General features: G+C 68.2%; 21 protein-coding genes. 12 read left to right on the plus strand and 9 right to left on the minus strand.

From position 1 onward, the window contains the following. The first annotated feature begins 31 nt into the window (after positions 1-31). From AC1REK_RS09105 to AC1REK_RS09120, 4 genes are all read left to right on the plus strand, one after another. Positions 32-787, plus strand: coding sequence for a sulfite exporter TauE/SafE family protein (locus AC1REK_RS09105; protein ID WP_492268302.1), 756 nt, complete (start codon positions 32-34; stop codon positions 785-787). A 124-nt stretch (positions 788-911) separates the two neighbouring features. Beyond that, a complete protein-coding gene (otnI, locus tag AC1REK_RS09110; RefSeq protein ID WP_492268301.1) occupies positions 912-1,691 on the plus strand; it encodes a 2-oxo-tetronate isomerase in 780 nt (259 codons plus the stop codon). Then, on the plus strand, positions 1,688-2,692 hold the full coding sequence (locus tag AC1REK_RS09115) for a glucokinase (protein WP_492268300.1): 1,005 nt from the start codon (positions 1,688-1,690) through the stop codon (positions 2,690-2,692). The genes otnI and AC1REK_RS09115 overlap by 4 nt, the downstream gene beginning before the upstream one ends. 61 nt (positions 2,693-2,753) lie before the next feature. Then, positions 2,754-3,797 (plus strand): acyltransferase family protein, encoded by a 1,044-nt coding sequence (locus tag AC1REK_RS09120; RefSeq protein WP_492268299.1) that lies wholly within the window; start codon positions 2,754-2,756, stop codon positions 3,795-3,797. A 32-nt stretch (positions 3,798-3,829) separates the two neighbouring features. Here the strand turns inward: AC1REK_RS09120 and AC1REK_RS09125 are convergent, their stop codons facing one another. Continuing rightward, positions 3,830-4,186, minus strand: coding sequence for a hypothetical protein (locus AC1REK_RS09125; protein ID WP_492268298.1), 357 nt, complete (start codon positions 4,184-4,186; stop codon positions 3,830-3,832). A 129-nt stretch (positions 4,187-4,315) separates the two neighbouring features. Between AC1REK_RS09125 and AC1REK_RS09130 the strand changes: the two genes are divergently transcribed. Continuing rightward, entirely contained in the window at positions 4,316-6,124 is a 1,809-nt protein-coding gene (locus tag AC1REK_RS09130) for an ATP-binding cassette domain-containing protein (RefSeq protein WP_492268297.1), read from the plus strand. A gap of 63 nt (positions 6,125-6,187) precedes the next feature. On the opposite strand, the gene AC1REK_RS09135 is transcribed toward AC1REK_RS09130, so the two are convergent. After that, on the minus strand, positions 6,188-7,282 hold the full coding sequence (locus AC1REK_RS09135) for a linear amide C-N hydrolase (protein ID WP_492268296.1): 1,095 nt from the start codon (positions 7,280-7,282) through the stop codon (positions 6,188-6,190). 237 nt (positions 7,283-7,519) lie between these two features. Between AC1REK_RS09135 and AC1REK_RS09140 the strand changes: the two genes are divergently transcribed. Next, the gene (locus AC1REK_RS09140; RefSeq protein WP_316016838.1) at positions 7,520-8,266 is read left to right on the plus strand and encodes a glucose 1-dehydrogenase; all 747 of its coding nucleotides are present in this window, start codon (positions 7,520-7,522) and stop codon (positions 8,264-8,266) included. Positions 8,267-8,417: 151 nt separating this feature from the next. Here AC1REK_RS09140 and AC1REK_RS09145 read toward each other — a convergent pair whose 3' ends face one another. Further along, positions 8,418-9,314: a metallophosphoesterase family protein gene (locus AC1REK_RS09145; RefSeq protein ID WP_492268295.1), complete on the minus strand. Its 897-nt coding sequence runs from the start codon at positions 9,312-9,314 to the stop codon at positions 8,418-8,420. A 337-nt stretch (positions 9,315-9,651) separates the two neighbouring features. Between AC1REK_RS09145 and AC1REK_RS09150 the strand changes: the two genes are divergently transcribed. Beyond that, positions 9,652-10,170: an NUDIX domain-containing protein gene (locus AC1REK_RS09150; RefSeq protein ID WP_492268294.1), complete on the plus strand. Its 519-nt coding sequence runs from the start codon at positions 9,652-9,654 to the stop codon at positions 10,168-10,170. 2 nt (positions 10,171-10,172) lie between these two features. On the opposite strand, the gene AC1REK_RS09155 is transcribed toward AC1REK_RS09150, so the two are convergent. After that, positions 10,173-10,736, minus strand: a complete 564-nt coding sequence (locus AC1REK_RS09155) for a cytochrome b (protein ID WP_492268293.1) — start codon at positions 10,734-10,736, stop codon at positions 10,173-10,175. 292 nt (positions 10,737-11,028) lie between these two features. Here AC1REK_RS09155 and ribA point away from each other — a divergent pair, with 292 nt between their 5' ends. Then, positions 11,029-12,156, plus strand: a complete 1,128-nt coding sequence (gene ribA, locus AC1REK_RS09160; protein WP_316016842.1) for a GTP cyclohydrolase II RibA — start codon at positions 11,029-11,031, stop codon at positions 12,154-12,156. Between the two features lie 67 nt (positions 12,157-12,223). After that, positions 12,224-14,620 (plus strand): glycosyltransferase family protein, encoded by a 2,397-nt coding sequence (locus tag AC1REK_RS09165; protein ID WP_492268292.1) that lies wholly within the window; start codon positions 12,224-12,226, stop codon positions 14,618-14,620. A 3-nt stretch (positions 14,621-14,623) separates the two neighbouring features. Here AC1REK_RS09165 and AC1REK_RS09170 read toward each other — a convergent pair whose 3' ends face one another. Both AC1REK_RS09170 and AC1REK_RS09175 read right to left on the minus strand, forming a co-directional pair. Then, positions 14,624-15,484: a TIGR01459 family HAD-type hydrolase gene (locus tag AC1REK_RS09170; RefSeq protein ID WP_492268291.1), complete on the minus strand. Its 861-nt coding sequence runs from the start codon at positions 15,482-15,484 to the stop codon at positions 14,624-14,626. Continuing rightward, positions 15,481-16,413 carry a sugar kinase gene (locus AC1REK_RS09175; RefSeq protein WP_492268290.1) on the minus strand — a complete coding sequence of 311 codons (933 nt, stop codon included), beginning with the start codon at positions 16,411-16,413 and terminating at the stop codon, positions 15,481-15,483. Before AC1REK_RS09175 ends, AC1REK_RS09170 begins: the two co-directional genes overlap by 4 nt. 261 nt (positions 16,414-16,674) lie before the next feature. Here AC1REK_RS09175 and AC1REK_RS09180 point away from each other — a divergent pair, with 261 nt between their 5' ends. Next, positions 16,675-17,394, plus strand: a complete 720-nt coding sequence (locus tag AC1REK_RS09180) for a nucleoside deaminase (protein WP_327524019.1) — start codon at positions 16,675-16,677, stop codon at positions 17,392-17,394. A gap of 13 nt (positions 17,395-17,407) precedes the next feature. Here AC1REK_RS09180 and AC1REK_RS09185 read toward each other — a convergent pair whose 3' ends face one another. Together AC1REK_RS09185 and AC1REK_RS09190 are read right to left on the minus strand one after the other, a co-directional pair. Next, on the minus strand, positions 17,408-18,658 hold the full coding sequence (locus AC1REK_RS09185; protein WP_492268289.1) for a hypothetical protein: 1,251 nt from the start codon (positions 18,656-18,658) through the stop codon (positions 17,408-17,410). An 85-nt stretch (positions 18,659-18,743) separates the two neighbouring features. Beyond that, complete coding sequence (locus tag AC1REK_RS09190) at positions 18,744-19,319, minus strand: DUF1134 domain-containing protein (RefSeq protein ID WP_492268288.1); 576 nt, start codon at positions 19,317-19,319, stop codon at positions 18,744-18,746. Between the two features lie 68 nt (positions 19,320-19,387). Between AC1REK_RS09190 and AC1REK_RS09195 the strand changes: the two genes are divergently transcribed. Next, on the plus strand, positions 19,388-20,035 hold the full coding sequence (locus tag AC1REK_RS09195; protein WP_492268287.1) for a YHS domain-containing (seleno)protein: 648 nt from the start codon (positions 19,388-19,390) through the stop codon (positions 20,033-20,035). A gap of 3 nt (positions 20,036-20,038) precedes the next feature. Here the strand turns inward: AC1REK_RS09195 and AC1REK_RS09200 are convergent, their stop codons facing one another. After that, complete coding sequence (locus AC1REK_RS09200) at positions 20,039-20,884, minus strand: 3'(2'),5'-bisphosphate nucleotidase CysQ family protein (RefSeq protein ID WP_316016850.1); 846 nt, start codon at positions 20,882-20,884, stop codon at positions 20,039-20,041. Positions 20,885-21,123: 239 nt separating this feature from the next. Here AC1REK_RS09200 and chpT point away from each other — a divergent pair, with 239 nt between their 5' ends. Further along, on the plus strand, positions 21,124-21,762 hold the full coding sequence (gene chpT / locus AC1REK_RS09205; RefSeq protein WP_316016851.1) for a histidine phosphotransferase ChpT: 639 nt from the start codon (positions 21,124-21,126) through the stop codon (positions 21,760-21,762). Positions 21,763-21,769: the final 7 nt, after the last annotated feature.

A 21,769-nucleotide genomic window follows, 5' to 3' on the forward strand; every position in this document is an offset into this window, starting at 1 on the left:
TAGGCGACATATTGCGGACCGGGGGCCCTTCATGGACACCACCATCATCCTGAGCCTCGCCCTCGGCGCGGCGCTCGCCGGCTTCGTCCAGGGGCTCTCCGGCTTCGCCTTCAGCCTGGTCGCGATGTCGATCTGGGCCTGGACGCTGGACCCGAAGCTCGCCGCCGTGATGGCGGTGTTCGGCAGCCTGACCGGGCAGGTCATCGCCGCCTTCTCGGTCCGTCGCGGCTTCGATTTCGTCCGGCTCTGGCCCTTCCTGCTCGGCGGGCTCGCTGGCATCCCGATCGGCGTCGCCATCCTGCCCCTGCTCGACGCCAACATGTTCAAGGCAGCGCTCGGGCTCCTGCTCGTCATCTGGTGCCCCGCCATGCTGTTCGCGACGCATCTGCCGGCCATCCGCTTTGGCGGGCGCGCAGCCGATGGCGCGGTCGGGCTCGCCGGCGGCATCATGGGCGGCTTCGGCGGCTTCACCGGCGTGCTGCCGACGCTCTGGTGCACGCTTCGCCGCTACGACAAGCACGCCCAGCGCAGCATCATCCAGAACTTCAACCTGGCGACGCTCGCCGCCACCATGCTGGCCTATCTCGCCAGCGGCGCCGTCACCCGCGAGATGCTGCCGGGTTTCGCGGTGGTCGCGCCGGCCATGCTGATCCCCACGCTGTTCGGCACGCGGCTCTATATCGGCATCAGCGAGGCGAGCTTCCGCAGGATCGTGCTCGGCCTCCTCACCTTGTCCGGCTTTGCCCTGCTCGCATCGTCCTTGCCGCAGCTTGTCGGCCGCCTCTGAGCCCGGAAAACCCCGAGTGCAGACCGCGCATTCCGGAACGGAGTGCCTCCAGTCGCGTTATCCGCATGACGCAGCGGGCGGATCGGACTAGCCTGCCCGGGCTGAATCGACTGAAGAGAACTCCATGCCTCGCTTTGCCGCCAATCTCTCGATGATGTTCAACGAATGGGCCTTCCTCGACCGCTTCAAGGCGGCGTCCGATGCCGGCTTCGAGGCTGTCGAGTTCCTGTTCCCCTATGAGCATCCGCCCGAACAGGTCGGCCTTGCTCTGGCCGGCGGCGAGCTCGAGCAGGCGCTGTTCAACCTGCCGCCGGGCGACTGGGAGAAGGGTGAACGCGGCATGGCCGCGATCCCGGGCCGCGAGGCGGAATTCCGCAAGGGCATCGAGACCGCCCTGGCCTACGCCCATGAAACCGGCGTCAAGCGCCTGCACATGATGGCAGGCCATGCCGACCCCAAGGACCCCGCTGCGCAGCAGGCCTATCGCGCCTCGATCGCCTATGCCGCCGACAAGCTCGGCGAGCACGGCATCGATCTCCTGCTGGAGCCGATCAACGGCAAGGACATGCCGGGCTATTTCCTCAACGATTTCGACTCCGCGGCCGCCTATGTCCGCGAATCCGGCCGGCCGAACGTCAAGCTGCAGTTCGACATGTACCATTGCGAGCTGATCCACGGCGAAGTCGGCGCGCGGCTGGAAGCGCTCTACCCGCTCGTCGGCCATGTCCAGATCGCCAACGCCGAAGGCCGCCACGAGCCCGACGGCACGCGGCCGGACTATCCGAGCCTGTTCGCCCAGCTCGACTCGCTCGGCTATCCCGGCTTCGTCGGCTGCGAGTATCGGCCGCGCGCCGGCACCCTCGAAGGGCTTGGCTGGTTCGCCGACTGGAAGGCGCCGGCTTGAGGGCCCCGCGCTTCCCAGGCCCCGTTCTGATCGCCGATATCGGCGGCACGAACTGTCGGCTGTCGCTGCTCTCGCAGCCGGGCGGAGTGCCGCAGCCGCTCGCCCGGATCGCGACCGGCGCTCATCCGACACCGGAGGCCGCGCTCGAATCGGTGCTTTCGACGCTCCACACAAGGCCGCGCTCGGCGATCCTTGCGGTCGCTGGTCCGCTCGACGGGCGCACCGCCCAGCTCACCAATGCCAACTGGCATTTCGACGGGCCGAAACTGGCGCGGACCCTCGGCCTCGAACAGGGGCTGCTGGTCAATGATTTCGAGGGGCTGGCGGCCTATCTCGCGGTGCTGCGGGAGGAGGACACCGTCACACTCGTGCCCGGCAAGCCGGAACCGGCCGGCCCCCGTCTGGTGCTCGGCCCTGGAACCGGGTTCGGCGCCGCGGCCCTGCTGAGCCGCGGCAAGACCGGCATGCTGGTGCCGACCGAATGCGGCCATATCGGCATCGGTCCGGAAGATCCCACCGAGACCCGTCTCTGGCCGGCGCTGGCTGACGGCTTGCCGCGCGTCACCATCGAGGCGCTGCTGCGCGGCGACGGTCTCGTCCGGTTTCACCGTGCCGTCGTGCGTGAATCCGGCCTCGCCGAGCCGGATATCAGCGCCGCCGACGTCACCACCCTCGCTCTCGACGGCAACCCGGCCGCGTTGATGGCGGTGATCTGCTTCTGGCGCCTTCTGGCGCGCGTCGCCGGCGATCTCGCCCTGGCCTACAAGGCGACCGGCGGCGTCTACCTCGCCGGCGGCATAGCGCCGCGCATCCTGCCACTAGCCGACAAGGCGACGATCCACGCCGTCTTCAGCGCCAAGCCGCCGGTCGAGGATCTCGCCGCGCGTTTTGCCCTGCATGTCATCACCTCCGACGCGGCCGCCGAGCACGGAATTGCCGCGATCGCCAGCGCGCCGGAACGTTTCGGGCTCGACGACCCCGCCCGGTTGTGGTTTGCGTGAACGCGTTGCGGCTCGCCTGACGCCGTAGCGATCCCGTTCCCGCTTTCGAGCCCTTCGCGCCTTGTCCCAGCTCTACGGCATCCAGGTCCTGCGCGCGCTCGCTGCGCTGATGGTCGCCGTGCACCATGTCCAGTCGGATGCGGGCTTCCTGGCCGGACAGGCCGGCGTGCCGTTCGCGCCCTGGACAATCCTGCCCTGGGATGCCGGCGTCGACCTGTTCTTCGTCATCTCCGGCTTCATCATGGTGCACGCCTCGTCCGGCCTGTTCGGGCAGGCGGGCGGCGCGCGGCTGTTCCTCGCCCGCCGGATCGCCCGGATCGTGCCGCTCTACTGGGCCGCGACCACGCTGTTCCTGTTGGTGATGCTGGCCTCGCCGGCCCTGCTCAATTCGGGCGCTCCGAGCGCCGGACAGATTCTCGCCTCCTACCTGTTCTGGCCGCTGCAGGATGCGGCGGGAGCAATCCAGCCGGTCTACTCGCTGGGCTGGACGCTGAACTACGAGATGCTGTTCTACACGCTGTTCGGCGCGGCGCTGCTGCTGCCGGCGCGCCTCGTCGTGCCGGCGACGGCCCTCGCTCTGTTTGGCCTCGTCGCCACGCAAGCGATGATCCCCCTGCCGCTGCCCTTCGGCTTCTGGGCCCAGCCGATCGTGCTCGAGTTCGCCGGCGGCATGGCGATCGCGCTGCTGCGTAACCGCGGCCTGCGTCTCGAAGGCCGCTTGCGCTGGCTGATGGTCGCGGCCGGCGTGGCGATACTGGTTGCCGCGGCAGGCAGCGACTGGGCGCATACGCCCTGGGGGTCTCTCGCCTATCGCGGCCCGGCCGCGCTGCTCCTCGTCACAGCCGCGGCCTGCGGCCGTGGCCAATCGGCGCCCTCGGCGCTGGTGCGCCAGCTCGCGCGGCTCGGCGACGCCTCCTATGCGCTTTATCTCATCCACCCCTTCGCCATGCGAGCCGTGCGCCAGATCTTTCTGCACACCGCGCCCGGCGCAACGACGGCCTTCATCATTGCCGCCCTGGCGGCCGCAGTGCTTGGGGCAATGGCTGTCTATCGCTGGTTCGAGAAGCCGATGACGAAGCTGTTGCGGCGCCTGCTGCGCGCCTGACCCGCTCGCTTGCCTCATCCTGAGGAGCAGCCCTACCTCTTCAGCCGCATGCCCTTCAGCGACTGCCCGACCACGCCGCCATCGCGCCGCCGCTCCGGCCTCTTCGCGACAATCGTCTCGACATACTCTGCTTGCGGGAAATAGCCGCGCTCCAGCACTTCGAGCGTATATTCCTCATAGGTGAGGCCGAGCGCCTCGGCCCGCTCCTCGCGCCTGAGCGCGATCTCGCGGGGCTTCTTCCAGGCCCGGCGATGGGCGAAGCGCCAGTCGAAATGGCGGCCGATCTCGCCCTTTCCGGTTTCCGGCGCAGGCCGCTTCTCCTCCAGCGGAGGACCGCCATTATCACCGATGCGGGCGGCACGGGGCTTGCGGGGCGCCGGCTGTCTCATGGAGTGCCTTCGTCCAATAAGGGATACGAAATGTATCCTATAATGGATTCCGAAACAGACAAGCCCGTGCCGGAGGTGACAGCAGAGGCCGGGCGGTCTATCCGGGCGGCCTGACATCAAAGGATCGCCATGGCCCCCCTGCTGCATCTCCGCGACGTTGCTCTGACCTTCGGCGGCCACCCGCTGCTCGAGGGCGCCGAGATCGCGGTGTCCGCCGGCGAGCGGGTCTGCCTGGTCGGCCGCAACGGCTCCGGCAAGTCGACGCTGCTGAAGATCGCCGCCGGCATCGTCGAGCCCGACAGCGCCGAGCGCTTCCTGCAGCCCGGCGCGACCGTGCGGTATCTGCCGCAGGAGCCTGATTTCTCCGGCTACAAGACCTCGCTCGCCTATGTCGAGGCCGGCCTCGGACCGGGTGACGATCCCTATCGCGCCCGTTATCTCGTCGAGGAACTCGGCCTGACCGGCGAAGAGGATCCGGCAAGCATGTCGGGCGGCGAATCCCGCCGCGCCGCCCTCGCCCGCGTCCTAGCGCCCGAGCCCGACATCCTGCTGCTCGACGAACCGACCAACCATCTCGACCTGCCGGTGATCGAATGGCTGGAGCAGGAGCTGAAATCGCTGCGCTCGGCCATGGTGCTGATCAGCCACGATCGTCGCTTCCTGAGCTCGCTCTCGCGCGCCACGATCTGGCTCGACCGCGGGGTGACGCGGCGCGTCGAACGCGGCTTCGGCGAGTTCGAGGCCTGGCGCGACGAGGTGCTGGCGCAGGAGGAACTCGACCGGCACAAGCTCGACCGCAAGATCGCCCGCGAGGAGGACTGGCTGCGCTATGGCGTCAGCGCGCGCCGTACCCGCAACCAGCGCCGTCTCGGCGAGCTCCACGCCCTGCGCGACCAGCGCCGGACCGCCCGCCATGCCGTCGGCTCGGTCCGGCTCGAAGCGAGCGAGGCGCAGGCCTCCGGCAAGCTGGTGATCGAAGCGATCAATGTCTCCAAGAGCTATGGCGACAAGCCGATCGTCCGGGACTTCTCGATCCGAGTCGCCCGCGGCGACTGCATTGGCATCGTCGGCCCCAATGGCGCCGGCAAGACCACGCTGATCAATCTGTTGACCGGTGCGCTCGCTCCCGATTCAGGCAAGATCAAGCTCGGCGCCTCCCTCGAAATGGTGACGCTCGACCAGCGTCGCGAGAGCCTCGACCCTGCGACGCCGCTCGGCGACGCGCTGACCGGCGGCGGCTCGGACCAGGTCATGGTCGGCGGCCAGCCGCGCCATGTCATCAGCTACATGAAGGACTTCCTGTTCCAGCCGATCCAGCGCGGCACCGCAGTCGGCGCGCTGTCGGGCGGCGAGCGCGGTCGGCTGATGCTGGCCCGCGCCCTGGCCAAGCCTTCCAATCTCCTGGTGCTGGACGAGCCGACCAACGATCTCGACATCGAGACGCTCGACCTCCTCCAGGAACTGCTCGCCGACTATGCCGGCACCGTGCTGCTGGTCAGCCACGACCGCGACTTCCTCGACCGCGTCGTCTCCTCGACCCTGATCTCGGATGGCGACGGCGTCTGGACCGAATTCGCCGGCGGCTACTCCGATATGCTGGCCCAGCGCGGCCGCGGCGTCGGCGCCAAGGCGCGGGCGGTGCCGGTAAAGGCAGCAGCGTCGGAAGCCACCAAATCTGCCACAGCAAGTCCTGCAACGTCGAAGCGCAAGCTGTCGTTCAACGAGCAGCACGCGCTGAAGACCCTTCCCCAGCAGATCGAGAAGCTGCAGGCCGAGGCCGGCAAGCTCAACACCGCGCTGGCGGGCGATCTCTACACCCGCGACCCTAAGCTCTTCGCCAAGGCGACGACGCGGCTGGACGAGGTGGCGCGCGAGATCGCCGAGGCCGAGGAACGCTGGCTCGAGCTGGAAATGCTGCGCGAGGAAATCGGCGCCTGAGCGCGCCTCGCCTGAACACAGGCGCCGGCCGCAGTTTGCCTGCCGGCGCTGGAAATCATTGAGCTACGGATTCTTGCCCAGGAACGGAAACGGCTTGGCCGGAACGAAGCGGGCAGTCGCATTGCCGGAGTAGATCTGGGTCTGGTCCTTGCCGAGATCGAGCTTGCGGACACCGCCGGCGGCCGAGAAATCGACCTGTTTCAGGTCGACCCAGAACGTGTTCGGCGTCAGCGCGGATTCGAAGAAATAGAGCTTTCGCGCGTGATCTACGACGGTGCGCCAGCGCGTCGAGGAGATGTTCGGCTGGTCCGGCGTCGTCAGCCCGAACGGCACCGAGACATTGCGGATGACGCTGAAGACGCTGGCGACGGCGCGGTCGGGATCCTCGAATTTCGGGATCGCATTGACGTAGAACGAGGCGCGGGCGAAGCGGTCCGAGGCCCGGTTGGTCCCCGGCAGCATCGCGGTGCCGCCGATCTGCTTCCAGTATGTGTTGAGCGCGAGCTGCTGGTCGAAGATCGGTGAATTGGTCATGACCTGGTAGGCCCGGTCATGGTGGATCACCTGCCGGCCGCCGATGTACTCGACGATCGCGCTGTCGCCCGTCGCATCCGAGATCGAAAGATGCAGCGTCGCGAGCCGCGTCTCGCCCGGGACGGCGTCGGTGACGATCGTGAACGGCTCCTTGCGCAGGGCGTCCACGGCCTCCGCCACGGTGCCGAAGCTGTCGAGAACGTACTGGGCCCAGGCGGCGATGGTCAGGCCCGGCTTCGATCCTGCATCGAACTTCGGATACTCCGATTCCACCAGCCAGAGCAGATTGGCGGAAAGCCCGGCTTCGTTCAGGCCATCAGTCGTCGAGATGTCGTAGCCGGAGGCGATGACGCTGCCGTATTTCGCCGTCCACTTCAGCGAGTTCGGCCCGGCTTCGCCATTGCGCTCGATACCGCGGGGCAGGATCCAGAGATTGGTCGCGACATCGCTCTTCCAGTCCATAGAGCGCGCCGTCAGGTTTCGGCCGTCGGCGCCGAAGTAGACGAGGCGGGTGCAGGCCTGGGCGGCCGTATCCGCGAGCAGAGTGGCGACGAGCGCCAAGGCCGCGACGCGACGCCCCGCAAAGCGCGACCGCTGATCCGGGCGATGGGAAGGTCTGGTCATCGGCAATCTCGTGATGGTCGTCTCGGAATCGCATCCTAGCGCCGACAACCCGACAATGCCGAGACATCCCTGCATGGCCGCGCTGCAAGGGGGTGCCCGCCGATCCGAATGCTGCCGCCGGCTGCCATGACCGACCGCCCATACGTTTTCGCTATCCGCCCGATCGCGAAAGCGTATTTATCCCGGCCGGCAAAACGCCCCAAACTCCTCGGACACGAAGAATCCCGAGGAAACACCATGAGACTGAAGGGCAAGACCGCGCTGATCACCGGTGCGGCGCAAGGGTTCGGCTTCGGCATCGCCGAGACCTTCGTGCGCGAGGGCGCGCGCGTTGCGGTGCTCGACATCAACGGCGACAAGGCGAAGGAAGCGGCCAAAGCGATCGGCCGCAAGGCCTTCGCCGTCGCCTGCGATGTCGGCAAGGCCCGCAGCGTCGACAGCGCCGCCGCCCGCGTGATCAAGCGCTTCGGGCGGCTCGACATCGTCGTCAACAATGCCGGCATCAGCCACCGCAACCAGCCGATGCTCGATGTCAGCGAGGCCGAGTTCGACCGCGTCTTCGACGTCAACGTGAAGTCGATCTTCCTGATGGCCAAGGCGACGGTGCCGCATTTCCGCGAGCATGGCGGCGGCGTCATCCTGAACATCGGCTCGACCGCCGGCGTGCGGCCGCGCCCCGGCCTGACCTGGTACAATGGCTCGAAGGGCGCCGCGAACCTGCTGTCCAAATCGATGGCGGTCGAGCTTGCGCCCGACCGGATCCGCGTCAACGCCATCGCCCCGGTTGCCGGCGAGACGCCACTGCTCGCGACCTTCATGGGCGAGGACACGCCTGAAAAGCGCAAGGCCTTCACCGCGACCATTCCCTGGGGCCGTTTCTCGACGCCGCAGGACATCGCCAACGCCGCGCTGTTCCTGTGCTCGGACGAGTCCGAAATGGTCACCGGCTCGGTGCTGGCGGTCGACGGCGGCCGCTGCGTCTGAGCGGCAATCGCACAACTCCGCCTCATCCTGAGGAGCAGCCCTCAGGCTGCGTCTCGAAGGATGCTTCAGCGACTTCCGCCCCTCCTGGAGCATCCTTCGAGACGGCCGCTGAGCGGCCTCCTCAGGATGAGGGCTGAGAGCTGCTGGAATGTCAGACGATGCCGCCACCGGTCAGCGGCATCGACTGCTGCAGCTTCACCGTGCCGTCGAGATCGAAGCAGCGCCGCTCGAGCGTGATCGCCGGCGCCTCCGCCGTCCCCTCGATCCGCAGCAGGTGCCAGGATGCGAGCTCGCCATGCCCGCGCGGGCCGATCGAGGCCGAGGGCACGCCGACGATCGGCACGTCGTGGCCCGCACCCGGCCGCCAGGCCAGCGAGAAGCGGTGGTTATGACCGTGCAGGACGAGGTCGGCACCGACGCGGGCGAGCATCGCCTCGAAGGCCGGCGCGTCGAGCAGTTCGCGGGTGCGCCGGGCACCGCCGACATAGGGCGGGTGATGGATCAGGATGACGCGGATCAGCCCCTCGGCCTTGGCCTGCGCCAGGAGCTTTTCGGCCATGACGATCTGCGCCGGACCGATTCGCCCGGTCGCCATCAGCGGCAGTGTCGGGATGCCCGAATTCATGCCGATCAGCGCGACGGGACCACGCCGACGATACCAGGGATAGCCGGCCTCGCCGCCATCGCTGGCGCACCAGGGGCCGAGCTCGCCGGCCAGCGCCTTCAACGAGGAACGGGCATAGGCGTCGTGGTTGCCGGGAACGAATGAGACCTTGTCGCGCGGGCCGAGCGTGTCGAGGAAGGTCAGCGCCGTCTTGAACTCGTTCGGCAGGCCGATATGCGAGACGTCGCCGGTACAGGCGATATGGTCGGGCTTCTGCGCCAGGATATCGGCGACGATCAGCCCGAGGATCTCCATGTCATGGGCATGGCGACGCTTGCGCCGCCAGTTGACGTAGCCGGTCGCGCGCTTGCCGATCAGCTCCCGTAGGGAGAACCGGGCGAGCGGCCCGAGATGCGGGTCCGACAGATGCGCAAGCGTGAACACACCTTGCGCTTGCCCTCAGCAGGCAGGCGCAGTCAAGCAAAGACGGACGATCCGACCAATGTGACGCAGGGTCCGCAACGTCTCAGTTGAAGGAGTCGGTCAGTTCCGAGACGATGCGCGGATCGGTCAGGGTCAGCGCCGGCTTCCAGACGAAGGCGGGCTTGGCCTGAAACCAGGAGGTGATGAAGGCGAGAAGCATGACAAATTCCCCAGCGGTAGGTGAGGCCTTATCCGCATGATTTAAGGCGCGTTTGTGTTGGTACGAGAGGGCAAATATGGGGTCCGATATGCGCCTATTGCATAGACATTTCGCCGCACAGCGAAAAATGCCACCAAGATGAGCAGCTCTTCGCCTTCGCCTGTGCCACGGCGCGCGCTGCTCGACAGGCTGCCCAAGCCGCTATGGCGCCTGGTCGGCCGGTTCCTTCACCTGTATTTCCGGATGAGCCGTGGCCTGACGCTGGGCGTGCGCGGTGCCGTGCTGAACGAGGCGGGCGAGGTCCTGCTGGTCCGCCACACCTACTCGCCCGGCTGGCATCTGCCGGGCGGCGGCGTAGAGCCTGGCGAGACGGTTGCTGACGCGATCAGCAAGGAATTGCGCGAGGAGGCCAATGTCGCGCTGACGGGCCCGGCCGTACTGCACGGCCTTTTTTTGAGCTATGAAGGGGCGCGGCGCGATCATGTCGCGGTCTTCGTCATCCGCGATTTCACCCGGACCGCGCCGAAAAGCTCCGATCTGGAGATCGCCGAAATCGGCTTCTTCGCGCTTTCGGCCCTGCCGGAAACGACGACTGCCGGTACACGCCGCCGCCTTGCCGAGATTACGGCGGGCGCTCCGATAGACAGCCGCTGGTGAAGCTATCTAAGCCCCGGCAGCATCCGCCGCAGCACGCCGTCCTTGCGGATGAAATGGTGAGAGAGCGCCGCGACGATATGCCCGCCGACCGCGAGCGCGAGCAGGATCGCGAGCCAGCCATGCAGAGCGAGCACGCGCTTCGCCACCTCCTCGTTCGGTGCAGCCAGCGCCGGCAGGTTGAACAGATCGAAGATCGTCAGGGCGGGATATAGTGAGACGCCGATCCAGCCGAGCAGCGGCACGATCAGCAGCAGCCCGTAGAGCGCCCAGTGGACGAGATGGGAGGCTGCCTTCTGCCACCAGGCCAGCGTCGGCTCGTCCGGTGGCGCGCCGTGCAGGAGCCGATAGGCCAGCCGTCCCGCCGTCAGCCAGAGCACCAGGAAGCCGAGCAGCTTGTGCGCGGAATAGAGCGCGTTGGTCAGCCCGTCCCAGATATCGAGCGTATTGCCGCGATAGGTCATGCCGAGGCCGAGCGGGATCATGGTGAAGACGGCCGCCACGGTGATCCAATGGAACCGCCGCGCCGCGGCGCTGTAGACCGCCTCGCAATCTCCCATCCTTGTCATGGGGTCATGTGCCTGCATCATTTCGCATCCACTTGCCGGCGCCCCAGATAAGGGTCTGGCACCCGCATTCATCTCGCGTTCAACGTCTCGCTTTTATAGCCCACCATGCAGTCGACCGGATGGCATTGGAAAACCGCCTGAAAGCCCGGCTGCGCTCACGAAGTTGGGAACCACGCAGCACCGGACACGTTGTAGGAACGCCGTATTGCGCCGGATGGCATCCGTCCCGCCGAAACGAGCGTATAAGACCATCTCCTCCGCCGCCAGCCGGCGCAATCTGACGGACTCAGCCATGCCTAAGTCGCGTACGCTTTTCGGCCGTCCCGGCGAGACCGAGATCATCGCAGTCGACCGGGCGCTCGCCGAATTTCGGGCCGGCCGCCCCGTCCTGTTGCGCGACGGCGAGAACCTGGCGCTGGCCCTCTCGGCAGAGCTTGCGGATGTCGACATCGCCGAGCGGCTCGAAACGCTTGCGGAAGGCAATGCCAGGCTGGTGCTGAGCGCCGCGCGCCTGCGCCGCCTCGGCGCCAAGGGCCGCAGCGAGACCGGCGTCCTCGCCATGCCCGCGATCGACATCGCCCGCGTCGAAACCCTCGCCCTCAAGATCGATGCGCGCGTCGATGCGCCGGTCGGCCCGGCCAATACGCTCGACGCTGCGGCGCTCGAGCTCGCCGGCCTTGCGCTCGTCCTGCCCGCCATCATCCTGGTCCCGGTCGCCGCGGCGCAGATCGCCGGGGAGCCGCTGGTCGAGGTCGCCATCGCCGCCATCAACGGCTATCGCGCGGCGCAGGTCGCGACCCTCGCCATCGTCGGCCGCGCGCCGGTGCCGCTGGAGGGCGCCCCCGACACCGAATTCGTCGTCTTTCGTGGCGGCGAGGGCCTGCGCGACCAGGTCGCGATCATCGTCGGCAAGCCGGACCTGTCGGCCGCCGTGCCGGTGCGCCTGCATTCCGCCTGCCTGACCGGCGACCTGTTCGGCTCGCTGAAATGCGATTGCGGCGACCAGCTGCGCGAGACCGTCGAGTGGATGGCCCAGAACGAGGGCGGCATCCTGCTCTATCTCGACCAGGAAGGGCGCGGCAACGGCATCTCCAACAAGATGCGCGCCTACAAGCTGCAGAGCCAGGGCTGGGATACCTACGACGCTGATGAAGTGCTCGGCTTCGATCTCGACCAGCGCCATTTCGACTTCGCCGCCGAAATGCTGAAGCAGCTCGGCGTGACCCGCGTTACGGCGCTGACCAACAATCCGCTCAAGGTCGGCGCGATCAAGGCCGCCGGACTCGAGGTGGCCGCGACCCAGCGCGTGCTCGGCCGCCCGAATATCCACAATGTCCGCTATCTCGCCTCGAAGCGCGATCGCGCCGGCCATTTCATCGACATGGACGCGCTGATGGCGCGTGCCGCCCCGAAGGATTGACCTCGCTCCAGGCAGCGAGCCCGCGCCGGGCATTGATCCGGTGCGGGGCCTGGGGCAGGAAGCCGCCATGTCCGAACAGAAGCGGTCCGAGCAGAAGCTGTCCGAGCAAGAACGGTCCGATCCCGCGGCGGTGAGCGCGCCCTGGCCTGTCGCCAAGGTCTTCCTGATCGTCTGCGCCGCCTGGCTCGCTCTGTCCTGGCCCTGGCTGTCGGGCGTCGTCACCGTGCCCTGGGACGCCAAGGCGCATTTCCACCCGCAGCTCCAGTTCCTCGCCAGCGCCCTGCACAAGGGATTGTCGCCGTTCTGGACGCCCTTCGTCTTTGCCGGCTCGCCGCAGGTCGCCGATCCGCAATCGCTGATCTTCTCGCCGCCTTTCGCGCTGATCGCGCTGATCAATCCGACACCGGATTTCCGCTGGAGCGACGGCGCGCTGCTCGGCTCGCTGCTGGTCGGCGCGCTCTGCCTCGTCCTCGTCTTCCGCGACCGCAACTGGCATCCGGGCGGTGCCGTGGTCTGCGCCCTCGCCTTCGCCTTCGGAGCTTCGGCCGCCTGGCGCATCCAGCATGTCGGGCAGGTGCTGAGCCTGGCCTATTTCGCCATCACGCTGCTGCTGCTCTCGCGCGCCCTAGAGCGCGGCTCCTGGAGCTATGGCTTCTTCGCCGGCATCGTCGCCGGCTTCATGGTGCTGGGACGCGACCAGGTCGCGCTGATCGGCGTCTACGTCCTCGCCGGGCTCGTCGTCGCCGCGATCGCCATGGCGAAGCAGCCGCTGCGCGCCCTCAAGGGCAGCCTGATGCCGCTGTCCCTCGGCGTGCTCGGCGCTCTGCTGGTCGCTGCCATACCGATCCTGCTCACCGCCTTCCTCGCCCAGGAATCGAACCGCCCGGCGATCGATCTCGTGGGAGCGGGCAAGGGTTCGCTGCATCCGGCCTCGCTGCTCACCGGGCTGATCGCCAATCTCTACGGTGCCGCCGGCCCGCTGGAGAATTTCTGGGGGCCGCCGAGCCCAGCCTGGGAAGCTCGCTTTGGCCCGGTCGATCTCTACCTCGCCCGCAATATGAGCGTGCTTTATCTCGGCCTGCTGCCGCTGCTGATGATCATCGGCGTCGGCGTCGTGCGTGGTGGCCTCTGGCGGCGTGAGATCATCGCTCTCAGCGTCGCCGCCATCCTGGTGCTGGTCTACGCGCTCGGGCGCTATACGCCGGGCTTCCAGCTGATGTTCGCGGCCCTGCCCGGCATCGATCTCTACCGCCGGCCGGCCGATGCGCTCTTCATCCTCGGCGCGCTCTTCGCCATCCTCGGCGGCTACTTCACCCATCTCGTCCTGACCGACACCGCGCCGCGCGCCCGGCCCTGGCAGATAGCCCTGGAAGCCGCCCTGCTCGGCGCCGCCTTCGGCCTCGCCATCTGGCTCGCCTGGACGACGGGCCGGCTCGCCATCGCGGCGCTGCCGACAATCACCGCCCTGCTGTGCCTGCTGCTGGTCGCCGGCGCCCTCGTCGCGGCCCGCGGCCTCGCGCTGCAGGGCGCCGGCATGGCCGCCACGCTGATCCTCGCCATGACGATGACCATCGACCTCTCGGTCAACAACGGCCCGAGCGAGTCGACTGCCCTGCCCTCCTCGCGCTACGAGGTCCTGCGCGCCGACAGCAGCAACGAGACCATCGCCCTGCTCAAGCGCGAGACCGCGCGCACCGCCGGCCCCGATCGTCGCGACCGCATCGAGCTCGCCGGCATCGACTTCCACTGGCCCAATGCCAGCCTGGTCCACGGGCTCGACAATACGCTCGGCTACAATCCGTTGCGGCTTGGCCTCTACAGCGCCGCCACCGGCGCCGGCGACCATGTCGCCCTGCCCGATCAGCGGACTTTCTCGGCGCTGATGCCGTCCTACCGCTCGCTGCTCGCCGACATGCTCGGCCTGCGCTTCATCGCCACCGGCGTACCGGTCGAGCAGATCGACAAGGCGCTGAAGCCCGGTGACCTCGTCCAGATCGCCCGGACCGCCGACGCCTTCGTCTACGAGAATCCGCGGGCCCTGCCGCGCGTCCTGCTCGTCACGAATGCGCAGCAGGCCGATTTCGACGCCATCCTGAAGAGCGGGCAATGGCCGGCGGGCTTCGATCCGCGGCGCACCGTGCTGCTGGACAAGGCACCGCCGAAGCTGCCGGGCGGCCCCGCCGGGCCGGGCACGGTGAGCATCCGCGACTACGGCACCACCGACGTCACGCTGGAGGCCGACGCGCCCGCGGGCGGTTTCGTCGTCCTCAACGATGTCTGGCAGCCCTGGTGGCAGGTCGAGGTCGACGGCAAGCCGGCCGAGCTGCTGCGTGCCAATGTGATCTTCCGCGCCGTGCAGGTGCCGCCCGGCCGCTCGACGATCCGCTTCACCTTCCGGCCGTTCGAAGGCCTCTTCCAGGCGATAGGCGAGCGGATCCGCAAGGCGAACCCGCCGCCGGTGTGAGCCTCAGGCCAGCGCTGCGATCGCGGCGACGGGGAGCGGCGCATGCGTCGCCAGCACCTTGGCGAGCCCCGCAGGATCGACCGCGCCATCGCGGATCGTCTCGTCGCGATGGATGCCGCCGGCGATGAACAGGCTGTCGAAGCCCATCAGCCGCGCGCCGGCGAGATCGGTGCGCACGGCGTCGCCGATCACCAGCACCTTGCCGGCATCGACGTCGCGGCCGCCGCGCGCATCGCGCGCCGCTGCAAGAGCAAGGTCGTAGGCCGGCCGATGCGGCTTGCCGGCCCAGGCGACCCGGCCGCCGAGCTCCTCGTAGATCGTCGCCAGCGCACCGGCGCAGGGCAGGAGATCATGGCCGACATGGACGACGAGGTCGGGGTTGCCGCAGATGAAGGGCAGCCCCCGCGCCGCGAAGCGCTCGAGCTGCGGCCGGTACTGCTCGGGCTGCTCGGTACGATAGTCGTTGAGCTCGGTCGCGACGACGAATTCGGCCTCGTCCTCGTCGACGAGCTCGACGTCGAAGCCCTTGAACACAGCGCGGTCCTCATGCCAGCCGATATGGTAGGCCTTGCGCAGATGGCTCGCCCCGATCAGCGCCCGCGTCACATCGCCAGAGGTGACCAGCCGGTCCCAGGCAGTGCGTGGCACGCGCTTGTCGTCGAGCACGCCGGCGATCTGCTCCGACGGCCCCGGCGCATTCGAGAGCAGGACGACGGTGCCGCCCGCCTCGCGATAGCGCGTCAGGGTCTCGCAGGCCGGCGGCAGCGCCAGCACGCCGTCATGGACGACGCCCCAGACGTCGCTGATCAGCACTTCGTAGCGGGCGAGGAGCTCGCCCGCTTGCGTCAGGATCGGAATAGTCATGCCTTGAGAGCTGCCTCTGCTGCGATCCGCGCCTCGACCTCGGCCCGGCGCGGCAGGGGGGCTACCGCACCATAGCCCTGGGTGGAGAGCGCCGCCGCGACATTCGCATAGGCGCCGGCGACGAAAGCGTCGCCGGTACGGATGTACTCGGCGAGGAAAGCGCCGTCATAGCAGTCGCCGGCACCGGTCGCGTCGACCGCCTCGACCTTGATCGGCACGAAGCGCTGGCGGCGCTCGGGCGTCGCGACCAGCGAGCCCTCATGGCCGAGCGTCAGCGCCACCACCTTGGCACCGAGCCTGAGATAGAAATCGACGATGGCGTCGGGCTCTTCGAGGCCGGTCAGGAGCTTGGCGTCGCCGTCGCCCGGCAGGACGATGTCGGCCATCTGGCAGGCGGTATGGACGATCGACCGGGCCCGGGTCAGCGGCCAGAGCTTGAGGCGCAGATTGGTGTCGTAGGCGGTCAGCACGCCGTTCTGGCGCGCCAGCTCGAAAGCCTCGAACACCGCGTCGCAGGCGCTGGCCGAGATCGCCTGGCTGATGCCGGAAGCCTGGACCACCTTGGCCGAGGCGATCAGCTCCCGCGGCAGATCGGCCGGGCCGTAGAGGCTCGCAGCCGAGCCCGCGCGCAGATAGGAGAAGACGTGTCCCTGCTCGCCATGCGCCACGAAATAGAGCCCGGTCGGCGCCGTCGCATGGGTCGAGACATGCTTGTCGTCGATGCCTTCCTGCGCCCAGGCCGTTCGAAGCGCTCGCCCCGGCTCGTCATTGCCGAGTGCCCCGGCATAGGCGACGCTGGCGCCCTGCCGTGCCGCCGCGATGGCGCAGTTCGAGGTGTCGCCTCCCAGGCCGAAGCGGTAGGCGCCCGCCTCGTCGCGTGTCGCGTTGAACTCGCCCAGGGGCTCGCCGATACAAACGATATCCGTCATCATCCCTACCGATAGAGCCGCACAGAGAGGCTGCGCCCAAGCGAAGACGCGTCGTCTCCCTAGAGCATCCCGCCGAAAAGGGGAAACCGGTTTTCCGCTCTCTCGCCGACCAGAACCTGACGCTAGGTAACCAATCGCACAGCACTTCTGCCGTAAGGAGAGGCGCGGCTCTGCGCGCCACCCTATCCTGTCGCAAGCAGAAGGGCGGCGTCCGCATCCGGCCTGTCAGAATTCCCTCACCAAGCGAGAGAGCCAAACGGCATGAAGAGCTGCAGTTGCAAGGCCGCCCATGAGGCGGGGTGCGAGGCGCCCGCGGCGCCGGGACGGCGCAAATTCCTGGCGACGGCGGTTGCCACCGGCGCTGCCGGCATGATCGGCCTATCGGCCCGCTCGGCCAACGCCGCCCCGCCGCCACCCGGCGACAAGAAGTTCATGGAAGAGGCCACCCGCCTCGCCATCGAATCCGTCGAGAAGGGCTGGGGTGGCCCGTTCGGCGCGGTGATCGTCAAGGACGGCGAGATCATCGGCCGCGGCCAGAATCGCGTGCTGCTCACCGGCATCCCGGTTTTCCATGCCGAAGTCACCGCGATCATGGACGCCTCGGCACGTCTGAACCCGAAAGCTCTGCTCGGCAGCGACTACGGCGCCGGCACCATCCTCGAAATGATCCCGCGCGAGCAGGGCTCGCCCGATCCGGTTCCCGAGCGCGCCCGCATGCTCAAGGGCTGCAGCATCTACATCAACGGCGCGCCCTGCCCGATGTGCATGAGCGCGATCTACTGGTCACGCATCGACAACGTCTATTTCGCTGCGAGCCTGAAGGACACGAGCGCGATCGGCTTCGACGACGCCTTCCAGTACGAGGACTTCGCCAAGCCCTGGGCCGACCGGCGCATCAAGGTCGCCGAGAACTTCGAGCGGGAAACCGGTCTGAAGGCCTATGAGGCCTGGATGAACAAGAAGGACCGTCATCCCTACTGAGGAAGGGCGCGGCCTACTCCGCCGCCTCGCGGCTTTCGGCCGATGCCAGCAAGGTGTCGGCCAGCCTGACGATCTCCTGGCGCAAGGCGGTCTCGTCGGCCTTGTCGCCCGTGCCGCCCTGGCGCCGCAGCGTCGCAAGCTCGCGCTTCAGCCCGGCCCGATCGGCCCGCGCCTGATCGCGCGCGCCGCGCAGGGTCAGCACCTCGCCATGCAGCGCCTCGATCGTCTCGTCGCGCTCGCGCATGGTCTCGCGCTGCCGCGTGGCCTCTGTCGCCAGCCCTTGCTCGAGCTCGGCCTTGGCGGCCGCGGCGGTTTCCAGCTGCTTCTCCAAGGTCGCGATCCGGCTGAGTGCTTCGGCGAGCTCGACCGATCCCTGCTTCACTGCGGCCTCCTGCCTGACGATCTCGGCTCCGAGCTTGACGGCATTGGCATCGGCCGCCGCATGTGCGGCCTCGGCTTCGACGGCGCGACCGGTGACGGCGTCGGCGCGCAGGCGCTCGCTGTCGCGGTCGATCTTCATCGCCGCCAGCGACGTCCTCACCTCGGCCAGCGCCTTCTCGCTCGCGGCCAGCCTTGACGCAAGCTCGTCGCGCTTCGTCTCCAGCGTCAGGCGCTGCGTGCCGGCCTCGACCAATGCGACACGCTGGCCGTCATGCGAAATCCGGATCGCCCCCAGTTCCGCCTCGCGCTCCGCCAGGAGCGTTTCGAGCCGACCGTTCGTCTCCCTGCTTTCGGCGAGTTCGTGGCTGCGCGCCGCAAGGTCGGCACCGGTACCGCCGAGCGCGGTCCGCGTCTCAGCGAGCTGCTCTTCCAGCGCAGCAAGATCGTCGACCCGCTCCGAAAGTGTCGCCTGCGTGGTCCGGTGACCGGCGCTCTCGCGGGCGAGTTCCTCGCGGGTGAGGGCAAGATCGTGCCGGGTCTGCGTCAGATCCGCTTCGAGGCCCTCGATGCGCTTGCGATGATCGGAAAGATCGCGCTCGAGCCGGCTGATCGCCATGTCGCGCCGGCCGACCTCGGTCATCGCGCCGGCCTTGGCGGCAAAGCCGCTCTCCGCCCGCTGCTCGAGCGCCCGCTCGCGCATGGCGAGCTCGGCCCGCAAATGATCGCGGTCGGCTGCGATCTCCGCCAGCGACAGCGGAAATGCCGCTTCGGCCCGCCTTCGCGCCAGCCGATCAGCCCGCCGCGCCAGAGCCGGCAGCGCCGCGAGCGCAAGCAGACTGGCAGCCAGGAAGCCGAGCGCAACGAGCATGACGGCTTCGATCAAGGCTGGCAGCTCCATTCTAGACTACGCCCGAAAAGTCAGCTTGCCATGATCGAAAGCACAATTCCAGTAACGGCAGCTCGACTGCTCAGAACGGGTTCCAGGTCGCTTCCGGCGTGAACTTGAGATAGCCGAGATTGACGCCGAGCCGCCAGCCGACACCGGTGCGGATCGGCACCAGCGTGACGCCTTCGGCGGCCATCGCCGTGAAGCCGAAGCCACCGACGAAGTAGACCGAGCCGTCGATGCCCGCGAAGCGCTGGTACAGCGCGCTGACGCTCGGCAGGTTGTAGACCAGCATCATCGTGCGGGCGCCCTCCCCGCCGAAATCGAAGCCTACCGAGGGCCCCTGCCAGAAGACCTTGCGGTCACCGGCATTGCGAGTAAACAGCGTGCCCTCGCCATAGCGCAGCCCGCCAACGAAGGCGCCGGACGCCTCCTGGCCGAGCACATAGCCGTTGGGCTCACCCCAGCGGCGCACCGCCTCCTCGACGGTGAGCGCGAAGCCGCGCGAGACATTGCCGAAGAACTGATGGCCGGAGGTGACCAGCTCGTTCTGCGAGAAGGAGTTCTGCTGAGCGGCAGCAGGAGCGCTGACTACGCTCGCGGCGCTGGCCGCGAGCAGGAGCGCGGCAGCCAGCAGGTTGCGGCGGGTTTGGTTCATCACATCGTCTCCAGGCCGGCCCGGGCGCCAGGCATTCTGCCTTCGATCCGGGCGGCGGCGGCGCAGAAGTGCGCCAATACGCGTCGATTCCACGCGATTACGGTAACTGCTTGGATACCCTGCATATGTATCCAAGCGGTGAACAACCGCCCGCCTGCCGCGCGCGACGACGCATTTCCGAGGATTTTCCGGCAATGAAGGCCGCAGCAAGGCAAAATCGGCACATCCTCGCCCTGATCGGAGCCGTGCTTGCGCTGTCTGTCGGCGCGGCCCGTGGACAGGACCAGGCCCGGTCCCTGCCGGCCGGATTGCCCGACCTGCCCGGCATCGGCGAAACCATGATGCGCAGCACGCGCTCGCCGATCGCACTCGCCGGTTTCGATCCTGTCGCCTACCATCTCGGCGAGCCGATGCCGGGATTGCCCGAGCACGAGCTGACCCATGCCGGGGCCGTCTGGCGTTTCGCCAGCGCCGCCAATCGCGACGCCTTCCTCGACGCTCCCGCGCTCTACGAGCCGCGCTTCGCCGGCTTCGACGCCAGTGCGGTCGCCGATGGCTATGCTGCCGATGCCGATCCGCGCCGCTTCGCGCTCATCGGCAACCAGCTGTTCTTCTTCCGCGATGAAGAGAGCCGCCGCCGCTTCCTGGCCGATGCGGGCCTGCAAGAGAAGGCGCAGATCAACTGGCCGGCCGTGGCCCGGCAGATCGCCCGCTGAGCCTCAGGCGGAGGGGCTGCAGAGGGCCTGCGCGATGGCGCGAGCCGCGAGGTCCTCGCTGCCCGCCGCGACGAAAGGCGGATTGCGGAAGGCCCGCTCACTGCAGCCATAGGCCGTTACCGCGCCGGTGAGGGTCCGCACCACACCGCCGGCTGCGTCCAGGATCGCTTCCCCAGCGGCGACATCCCATTCCATGGTCGTGCCGCAGCGGACATGCAGATCGGCCTCGCCGGCGGCAATCAGGCCGAACTTCACCGCCGAAGACACCGGGGCCCCCTCGCCGTCGCCGATCGCGGCGGCGATTCCGGCACTGACGGGATCGCCATGGAACCGGCTGACCAGCATGCGTGGCCCGGCCGCGGGCTCGGCCCTGACCTGGATCATGACGGGAGCGCCGGCAGGCGCCGCATCCGGCCCCAGCGGCTGCGCAAAAGCGCGTTCGCCGCCATACCAGAGCCGGCCGAGACCCGGCGCGGCGATCGCGCCCGCGATCGGCCGGCCGGCGCAGATGATGGCGATGCAGACACAATAGCTGTCGCCGCCCGCCAGGAATTCGCGCGTTCCATCGAGCGGGTCGAGCAGGATGAAGACCGGCGCGACCTCGATCTCGCCGACGCTCTCCTCGCTGATCACCGGAAAATCGGGCAGCAGTTGCGCCAGCGCCGCCTTCGCCGCCTCGTCGGCAGCCATGTCGGCCGAGCAGACCGGCGAGCCGTCCGGCTTGAGCTTGACGTCGCGGGCCGAACGCTTGGCGAGCAGGACCGCCGCGCTGCGCCGCGCCGCCTCGCCGAGGAGGCCGGCAAGCCGGTCCCGGTCGTCGAGCAGCGGATCGTCGGGAGCAATCGTCATGGTTTCCGAGCCTACCCGCAGCCCATGTCGGACACGCTGCGCGAGAGATAACCACCTAGTGCATTGCAGGAGAAAGGGAAAGCCGGCTCGCCTTCTGGCCGCCATCCCGGGCGGACATGCTGGCCGAAGTTATTCGCCCCCGGCTCTTATGCTTAACTTCCCGCAAACCAGACTCGCGCATTCTGCGACACCTATGCCGGCGCCGGTGGCGCTGCCCCCTTGTGACCCAGGACCAGATCATGACCGCCATCACGCTCGAGCCGCTCGATCTGGCAGCGCTTCTGTGCAGCCGCGTCTGCCATGACGTGATCAGCCCGGTCGGCGCCATCGTCAACGCGCTCGAGGTTCTCGAGGAGGACGATCCCTCGATGAAGGAATTCGCGCTCGACCTGATCAAGAAGAGCGCCCGCAATGCCTCCGCCCGCCTGCAGTTCGCCCGCCTCGCCTTCGGCGCGGCCGGCTCCGCCGGAGCGATGATCGACCTCGGCGATGCCGGCAACGTCGCCAACGGCTTCCTCAACGACGAGAAGCTCTCGCTCGACTGGGAGGCGCCGCGCGCCCTGCTGCCGAAGAACCAGGTCAAGCTCGTCCTCAACCTGCTGGTGCTGGCGACGCAGGCGATCCCGCGCGGCGGCAAGATCACCTGCCGTACCACGGTCACTGGCGAGCAGGGCACCTTCCGGATCACTGCGACCGGCTCGCATGCCCGCATTCCCGCCCATGTCGAGGACCTCATCGCCGGCCGCTCCGAAAGTGGCGCGATCGACGCCCATGCCGTGCAGCCGGTCTATACCGGAATGGTCGCCCGCGCGGCCGGAATGGCGATAGCCTTCAGCATCGAGGGCGACACCGTCAGCATCTCCGCCGATCAGGCCTGAGCCGAAA

The organism is Allobosea sp. GW823-FHT02B03 (genome assembly GCF_058797755.1).